Raw genomic sequence first — 8,672 nt, forward strand, 5'->3', positions numbered from 1 at the left:
TTTGCCCTGTCCTGGGGTCCGTCCTCGCTTTTTATTCCACGGTTCCCTTGACCACGAGCCTCCGAACCCTCAAACTCCCAAAGCTAACCCCAGCGGGCAAAAACCGCCCTTCTGGGGCCACCCCTGGCGAGTTTGCTTGAGGGTTCCCCTCATCGTCAAGGAACTTTCGCGGCATAAACGCCAGGACTCAGATTATAAATCTCAAAATAATTATTTTCCAAATAACCTCGCAAAAAAACCTTTGGATTCCGTAGATGCTGTTAATGATTTTGTTCCTTGTACTTCACGAATTGTTTCAAGCAATTTCTGATCCCGTTTCTCTAACTTATTATCAATATAGTCTTGTTGCTTTTGTAATTGTTCAATTAACAACTTATTAAATTCTTCTTGTTTCTTACTATATTCTCTAAGTTTACTAACTTCATTTTTTAATGCTTTTAATTCTTCAGCTAAAATTTCTCCAACTTCTTTACTAGGAACAGGCTTAATACTCTCTCCACCTGTAGCAAAATAATGTTCAATTTGTTTTATTGAATAGTTCTGTTCTCGATGTAATTGCTTAACCATCTTCATTTGTTCAAGAGCTTTTTCATCAAAAATATTGTAACCTGATTCATTCTTCTCTAAAGGAATATATGTCTTTAATTCTTTCATCCAATTCCTTATAACATTTGGTGATTCATCTAAACATAATGCAACTTCTTTAACAGTCATCGCTATATAACCTGGGTTTTCTCCACCTAGGTATTCATTTTTATCCATCTTTTTACCCACCTTTAAAACCTAGATAAAAACCTTGATATTTTTAATATCTATGGTTATTTTCAAAAAAACCAACCTTGGAACCTAGGTACTAAACCTAGGTTTTTACTAATTCATTCTACTAAGGTTTATATCCTCCTGTCATATAAAAATAACGGAATTTTTCATATTTCTAATTCATACTTCATTTAGCAAAGATCTTAGCCGTGCTACAAAAAATTTTCTAATAACCTTGCAATAAGCCAAAATTAAAATCATTCTTTTGTTTTTTAACATAATAAATTTCAACTAAAAGATAAGTCATTTTATAAAATTGGAAATTCCGAATCAAAAAAAGAGCGAAGAGCATAAGGGGTTTTTGGGCCCAACTAGGGGTTGGGACTAGGCGGAGCCTAGCTTAAACGTGGGTACACGAAAATTCCCAGGATGTCCACTCACTGACGACACAAAACCCATCAAATGTCCCCATCGTGTCCCTAGATGTAGACTCAGTGAGTACATAAAGTCCCTTTGATGTCTCCATATGAGTACTCACTAACGACATGATATTTTTAATAAATTGCAATCAAACATTACTTTAAAATACTAAAAGAAAACAAATAGCATTAAATAAATATAAATCCATAGTTCAGAAGCAAATAACACCAAAATACAAAGTGTTATTCAGGCGCCCCAGAATCCTTTTTAAAGAATATAAATCTAAAATAATACTGTTGTCGTAAAAACAAAAACAAACGCTTAAAAAGAAAAATAAACAGGTTTAAAAGAAGGTTTTCCTTTGCTTTTGGGGTTGAGGCTGGTTCGTCGTGTGGGGACGAGACCCCACGTATTACGTATCTATTAATATGGTAAGTGAAATTATTAGACGAAGGTACTAGCGGTTCGGCTCGTATAATAGCAATTCAAGCCGATGATCCCAAATAGTTGCTTTTGGATGTATCGGCTTGGTGATATCCAAACTCGAGCCGAAAAAAGTTCCGCAAGGAAGTAGCAAAGCGAAAAGGGTGGAGATTTTCTGTAGCAAAGCGAAAGAAAATACGACCCGTTCCTTGCGGAACTTTTAGCTGTTTCTATATAGAGTAAGAAGGGACAAGCATACTAAAGTCGAAAATAACCAGTAATACCAAGGGTTTCAGGATTTTTCGTACTTACCGTTTTTGGTAAGTAAACTTACCGTTTTTGGTAAGTACGAAATTAATAAAAAAAGTCTACTTTAATAAGTAGACTTAGAATAATTTAATAGGTAAATTTTTAAGTTGTTTTGGGACCTTTCTAAACATAGCTTTAAGTGTCGGATTAACTTCATCTCTATTCCCTGAAAACATGATGTGAGGATTTATAAATAATGCGTATGCTCTAACGTTATTATCATCAACGCCACTCTCTGAACGGGCTATAATACCTTTATCAATTAACTTTCTAACTAACGGACTAACCTTAGTTTCATGTCTTCCAATTTTTTTAGCTAATTCTCGCTGAGTTAATGGAATTTGTTCTTTTGAATTAATATCGCTAACTAAACAATTACTTAAAAAACCTACACACATTGAAATATCTAATAAAAATACTTTTTCAGCATTCGTTAAATAATCAATTTCAAATAAATACTGGATATTTTGTTGAATGATCTGAACAAACTTTGCTTTATTCTTTATTTTACGTTCAGGAACTAATTTCATCCCTCTTGAACTAGCTTTCGCTTGAAGTTCATTTACTATGTACATCTCTTCTTCTGACAAGATTTTTGAATTCTCGATGTCTCTCAATCTTGCTTTTTTCTCAGCCTGTTCTAAATTAACGAGCTTTGACATAATCTTTCTCCTCTTTTCTAACATTTACAACTAGAGAAGAGAAAAGAATTATGTTATGATTCTTATAGAATTTGTAATTAAATAGGTACATAAAAAATTCCCTTCCCTAGTTGAGAGTTTGGTCACTTTCAATTATAACACAAGGGAATTTTTTTTATTTCCATGTATTTAATATTTTTTTCCCAAAACTCAATTTGGTATTTTTCACTATTAATATACTTCATTAATCAAAATCCTTATTATGCAATAATGCATATTTCTTACATTTTTAACTATCATATACATAGATTAATAATATTTTATTGTTATATACATTTAAACAATGAATTATATAAATAGAACAATAATATTGATATATAAAGGTTTCTTTCTTATTTAAGCATCTTATAAAGCGAGAAAATAATCCGTTATTTCTGATAAAATAAAATAAATTTTAAAATCTAAGTTTTTAAATAATTAGATTGACACAATATGGATATTTGGATATTATAGTAAACGAAGTTACTTAACAACATAAATTAAGGAGGTGAAATAACCATGAAAAAGACTATCAAATTCCCTACACCAGCTAAAAAAACTTCTATCAACATGTACGCTTAATCTACATAACAAAAATGGGTAGGCTTATAAATTATAAGCCTACCTATTTTTGATTGGAGGGAAAATAAATGGAAAATTTTAAAAAATTAAATATATCGGATGACAGTTTGATTAGTACAAATTTAATAAATAAAACATATAAATCATTACAAAACGAGGGAATATTAACCCCATTAGAAAAAGACTTTTTAAACCCTACCGATAATATTTTTGTTGATATAAATAAGAATTCATTAACAAACACTCAAAATATTCAACATCAATTAAGATTTTTTGAACAACTAAAAGCCCTACGTCTAATCAACAATATCGCTTATAAATTATCAAAATACATTTCAGAAGAAAAAATAAAAATAGAATACACTATAAATACTGAGAACACTCAAAAACCTTCTCTATTTTTTATAGAAAGATTATCTCATTACCTAAAAGAAAGTAATTTAATAACAGTAAAATTTCAAAATTTCATGAGTATAAATCAAGTCCCTGAAATATCATTAAACTCTATGAAAGAATACTTACGTGTTGGAGATTCTTGGACTGCGAAATACATAGGAGAAGAACTTCTAAACATAATTGATGAACAAGAAAAAGCTGAATTATACTATATGTTAGCCATGGCTAACAATACACTAAATGAAACTCTTACAGGGGAAAACCTACTCCAAAGAGTATTAAAAGAAAATAATAACGAAAGAATTACAAGTGCATATTATGTACTATCTATGTTATGTATTAGACATCATCCAAAAGCATTTATAGATATTTCTAAAACAGAACAATTTTTAGATACTGCCTATAAATTACTAACTGATAAGAATTTTAAACATGACACTAAAGAATTTTCAGCTGTATTCAATAGAAATGGTTATGCATTAGTACTGTTTAGAAAGAAAAAAATAAAAGAAGCAATAAAACTTTTAACAGAAAAAATCAATACTTTAAATACAATTATACATAATGAAAAATATAATTACGGTGTTTTACATAAAAGTGTACTTATGTATAACCTAGCACAATGTTACAACAGTATCGGTGATATCGAAAAAACAATTAAAACGTACAATGAAGTAATTAAAATAGATCCAAATGATCCTGATTACAGATATGAATTAATAAGAATATTATTTATGAATGAAAAATACAAAGAAGCACATTCAATGTTACTAGAAATAGAAAAAGAAAATTTAGAGGAATTATCAATACATCAATCATTAAAAGGATACTATTATCTTGTAATAGGTGAATTCACTAAAGCACAAAAGCTTTTCAAAGAAGCAATATATTTTAACTTTGAAAAAGAAATGCACGATGAATTGATCTACAACTACTTTTTCACACTATATAACAAAAATGAATTCAATAAGATATTAGATTTATTACCACATCTAAATCTGCAAAAAAATAATAACTATCATCAAGAAATTGACACTTTAATCAATTTAATAACTGATAAACAAAAGGTGAATCAATTTGCAAATTAAATATATCAAAAAATATAAAACCTTAATCTTATTTCTTACATTATTTTATTTAAGTATGGGTGCATCAAAATATGTACATGTCTTATGGTTCGAAAAAAACAAAAGTGTATTCTCTTATTCTCTTTCATACTCAGCTATGGCGATAGCTGGGTCTTTCTCCTTTTTATTAGGAAAATATATAAGTAAACTAAGTATACAAAAAAACATCCTTATATTTTTACCAATATATATGTTAGGTATGTCACTTAGAATATTTACCGAACCAATTATACTACCTGTTATATCAGGATTCATTTCTGGTATAGGAGCATCGATAGTAATATTAATTATTCGAAATTGGATGTTTGAATTAATAAACGAAAATCCCGAAGATAAATCAGAAATTTTATCTTCACGAATCATAATCATGCAATTAATGATAACTCTAGGGACCATTATATCAGGTCAAATATTGTTTATATTTAACGAAAATAATTCAATATATATTATTTTATTAATATTATCAGCTTTTTCTCTATCAAGCTGTTTATTCATTAAGAAAATTCCTAATAAACACCTAGAAAACAATAATAATATAAAACTTCTACCTAAAAATAAAAAATTAACATTACTTATAACATCTCTTTGTATTCTTATAGGGATCAGTATGGGAATGCTAGAACCTTATTACCCAATAATCCTTAAAAAAGTTGGTTATAATGTTAGTATTATTAGTATAATTATGAGTCTATATACTATATTCAAAATACTAGGAAGTTTTATATTCAAGAAAAAGTTTTTCACTTTAAAACCACAAATAACACTTTTTTGTATAGAAATATCACTATCAATAATGTTTTTCTCATCAGGTTTATTTCCAGAAACTAAATTAATTATCATTCCTATCTTATTTTCATCAATACTAATTTCTGGAGTATTAATCACAAAAGAGATTACAGAATACAATATATTACCAAAAAAAGAATTACCAATATATTTCGGTATTCTTCAATCAGCATTTTTAATAGGTGATTCATTAGGAAATCCAATAGGAGGATTTCTATATACAAACACAAATACAAGTACAATGCTATTTAGTTATTCTCTAATAAATTTAATAATAGGAATTAGCTACTTATGTTTATATTCTTATATAACAAAGAAAAAGGGTCTTAATTAAGACCCTTTTTCTTTGTTATATGCAAAAATTGAATAAAAGTTTAATTTCCATTTATTACTCAAAACAAGCAAAAGACCCCTAAAAATAGTTTTTTACTTATTATTAAACGAATGTAAACTTTTGAATATTAGTTTACTTTCAAACCACCTTAAACATTGACTCCATCCCAATTCCCCTGATATCCTCAAAATACACAGAAAAAGTATACATTCAAAACACTATAAATAAAGAGGTCAAAATCCATGAACAAAAAATCACATCTCATTGATGTCCAACCTATCCGTAGCAAAGAACAGATCGAAGATATGAAATGGGCTCTTAAACGTCATTGTTCCGAACGAGACTATATTCTCTTTCTTGTTGGCATTCATACTGGATTACGTGTCAGTGATCTACTCCAAATCGAAACACAAACCATAGTGAAACTAAAACGAAAAAAGAGAAAAGAATTTAAGATTAAAGAAGGAAAAACGAAGAAAGAACGCATAATTAATCTTACTTCTATCTTTGATGAAATCTATTCGTATGCCCAAACCCTAAAAAATACCTGGTTATTCCCTTCTCGAAAAGGAGAGCAACCCATTAGTAAGATCCAAGCATATCGACAATTGCAAAAAGCCGGAGATTTTGCCGGTATAGAATCTATCGGGACCCATACCATGCGAAAAACCTTCGGTTATTGGTTCTATAAACAAACTAAGGATGTAGCTATGTTGCAAGAAATCTTAAATCACAGTACACCACAAATAACCCTAAAATATATCGGCATCAATAAAGAAGAAAAAGATAATGTACTTGATACATTTCAAATTTAATCATTATAATTAAAATGAATTATAATAGGGGTGCCGCCAGCATTTCGGAAAAAAACTACGCTAAGCAAAAACATACAATAAGCTGTCCATATGGACAGCTCGTTTACATAATTTTCGTTATCGGTAGCGTACAAAAAAGCTCAGAGTTCTTATATGACTCTAAGCTTTACTTTTATATAAAGTTTATTTAAATTAAAGCCCCGTTAGTGAATTAGATAGTTTTAGAGAAAATATCTAATTCCCTGAGAAAATAAAAAAATAAAAAGCAAAAATTATTAAACCTAAATCAATTAATGCTAACTTTTTATTCCCTTCTTTTAAACTTACAGTAAAACCATACATACTTCTAATCACCCAAAAAGTTATCAAAAATAACCAACCAAAGTGATCATTTGTATAATTTTCATCAAAAAACATTTGGAATGCACCTAAGATTAATAAAATAAGTACGATATTAGTTCCAACTTTTAAAGTCCTATTTGATTTATTACTTTTCAATTTATCATCCCCAACTCAACACACTTTTTTAAACTATTCTCCTTCTCTTAATTGTACCATTTAGGAAAAACGATGTATTGTGTCTTTTTAACTGTATATCCTATTCATGTAAAGTTAACATAACGTAACATTATTGGTAGCAAAGAAAAAGGCGTCCCCTTACTCTCACAAGGGATTCGCCTTTTTCTTTTTCTATGACCCTATGCATCTTTTTATACATTCCTATTCTGGAGCGCCTTTTGGCTTCCCTATGTCTCCCTATTTTCCGCATAAAATCTTGCATACTCTTAGCGTGGTTTTTTTTCGAAATGCTGGCGGTACCCCCAATATAATAATTATAAAATTCAGAAAGGGATATTCATCATGAATAATTTAAATAAATTTCTAAAAGAAAACAAATTTATCAAGTATTCTCTTTACATAATATTAGGTGCCGGAATTGTAAGAATAGGTTATGAATTTGGATATTACATCACAAATTTAGCAATGTAAAAATAATCTTATAAAAAACTAGCATGTACTAATTATGCTAGTTTTTTATATAACATTTAAAATTGAATTATTAATACTTCATTATTTTTCAACCTCTTTAATAATTTCATTAATTATACTTTGTTTAATTACTATAGGCTTTTCAGCTCTATTATAATTAGGATTTTCTAAAGAAAACTTAATACTTTCTAAAGCCTTAATTAGATATGAAATTTTACCAGACTTTCTATTAGATATTTCTTCTAAAATATTTTTTCTAAAGGGAAGCCAACAAGAAAAAACTATAAAAATCACTAATCCAGTACAACCAATAAAATGATATACTGCATCTTTCCATGTAGAAGCAAAATGATTATACATCCAAGTATGAAATCCAGACCAAATTGGAATCCATAAAAGAAAAAACAACGCCATATGATTAGCCATAACTTTTAGAAAGCTATATTTTTCAGCATCTTCTTTTCTTTTTTTTAAAGCATTTATTAAAAACTTTAAAGTTTTTTCATCTTTAGCTGGATCAGAAACCAAGATTTCTTTTTTAAATAAATAAGAACGAAGAATAGAATAAATAAAATTTCTCCAATGATCACTTTTAAAAGAAATATTATATTTTTTCTTAGATATTGAAACAGCAGGTTTTATAACAATAAAACCAAAACACAAACTCATTAAAATTATATATAATAATATAGAGATTAATAGAATAAATGGTGAAACAAAATCATAACGAAAAACAAATAATCCAATAACTAATGAAGATATAAAAATTAAACCGAATACAAGTAAGTTTATCCAAATATACTTATAAACTAAATTCCACATACTTATTTTTTTAAAATAAAAATTCAAAAATTGCTCTTCAAACATATAACCATCTCCATATAACAAAAAATTTTATTACAACAAAAAACAATATTACAAACATAACATAATAATAGCAAGGGAATGCTTGTAGACTGATCTATACTGCATTCCCTTATTGTATGTATGCTATATTCTTATTCGCCTTTTTCTAACAGTAGAACCACGAATCTTGGCAAAGACATTGGTT

7 protein-coding genes are annotated in these 8,672 nt (G+C 28.4%); 3 read left to right on the forward strand and 4 right to left on the reverse strand.

All coding sequences use genetic code 11. The features are described from left to right. Positions 1 to 210: 210 nt before the first annotated feature. Both MKX31_RS28985 and MKX31_RS28990 read right to left on the reverse strand, forming a co-directional pair. Entirely contained in the window at positions 211 to 762 is a 552-nt protein-coding gene (locus MKX31_RS28985) for a MerR family transcriptional regulator (protein ID WP_340982018.1), read from the reverse strand. Between the two features lie 1,226 nt (positions 763 to 1,988). Further along, positions 1,989 to 2,573: a MarR family transcriptional regulator gene (locus MKX31_RS28990; RefSeq protein ID WP_340982019.1), complete on the reverse strand. Its 585-nt coding sequence runs from the start codon at positions 2,571 to 2,573 to the stop codon at positions 1,989 to 1,991. Positions 2,574 to 3,241: 668 nt separating this feature from the next. Here MKX31_RS28990 and MKX31_RS28995 point away from each other — a divergent pair. The 3 genes from MKX31_RS28995 to MKX31_RS29005 all read left to right on the forward strand — a co-directional run bounded on the left by MKX31_RS28995 (position 3,242) and on the right by MKX31_RS29005 (position 6,631). Beyond that, complete coding sequence (locus MKX31_RS28995; RefSeq protein ID WP_340982020.1) at positions 3,242 to 4,657, forward strand: tetratricopeptide repeat protein; 1,416 nt, start codon at positions 3,242 to 3,244, stop codon at positions 4,655 to 4,657. Further along, on the forward strand, positions 4,647 to 5,816 hold the full coding sequence (locus MKX31_RS29000; protein ID WP_340982021.1) for a hypothetical protein: 1,170 nt from the start codon (positions 4,647 to 4,649) through the stop codon (positions 5,814 to 5,816). The genes MKX31_RS28995 and MKX31_RS29000 overlap by 11 nt, the downstream gene beginning before the upstream one ends. Positions 5,817 to 6,058: 242 nt before the next feature. Continuing rightward, positions 6,059 to 6,631, forward strand: a complete 573-nt coding sequence (locus MKX31_RS29005; protein WP_340982022.1) for a tyrosine-type recombinase/integrase — start codon at positions 6,059 to 6,061, stop codon at positions 6,629 to 6,631. A gap of 234 nt (positions 6,632 to 6,865) precedes the next feature. Here the strand turns inward: MKX31_RS29005 and MKX31_RS29010 are convergent, their stop codons facing one another. Beyond that, on the reverse strand, positions 6,866 to 7,129 hold the full coding sequence (locus MKX31_RS29010; RefSeq protein WP_340982023.1) for a hypothetical protein: 264 nt from the start codon (positions 7,127 to 7,129) through the stop codon (positions 6,866 to 6,868). A gap of 573 nt (positions 7,130 to 7,702) precedes the next feature. Continuing rightward, a complete protein-coding gene (locus MKX31_RS29015; protein WP_277511710.1) occupies positions 7,703 to 8,488 on the reverse strand; it encodes a hypothetical protein in 786 nt (261 codons plus the stop codon). Positions 8,489 to 8,672: the final 184 nt, after the last annotated feature.

It is taken from the genome of Bacillus sp. FSL M8-0063 (assembly GCF_038005545.1).
Lineage (GTDB): Bacteria > Bacillota > Bacilli > Bacillales > Bacillaceae_G > Bacillus_A > Bacillus_A wiedmannii.

Excerpts from the sequence above, each read along its gene's own strand:
- MKX31_RS28985 (WP_340982018.1), bottom strand. The coding sequence starts at position 762 with ATGGATAAAAATGAATACCTAGGTGGAGAAAACCCAGGTTATATAGCG.
- MKX31_RS28990 (WP_340982019.1), bottom strand. The coding sequence starts at position 2,573 with ATGTCAAAGCTCGTTAATTTAGAACAGGCTGAGAAAAAAGCAAGATTG.
- MKX31_RS28995 (WP_340982020.1), top strand. The coding sequence starts at position 3,242 with ATGGAAAATTTTAAAAAATTAAATATATCGGATGACAGTTTGATTAGT.
- MKX31_RS29005 (WP_340982022.1), top strand. The coding sequence starts at position 6,059 with ATGAACAAAAAATCACATCTCATTGATGTCCAACCTATCCGTAGCAAA.
- MKX31_RS29015 (WP_277511710.1), bottom strand. The coding sequence starts at position 8,488 with ATGTTTGAAGAGCAATTTTTGAATTTTTATTTTAAAAAAATAAGTATG.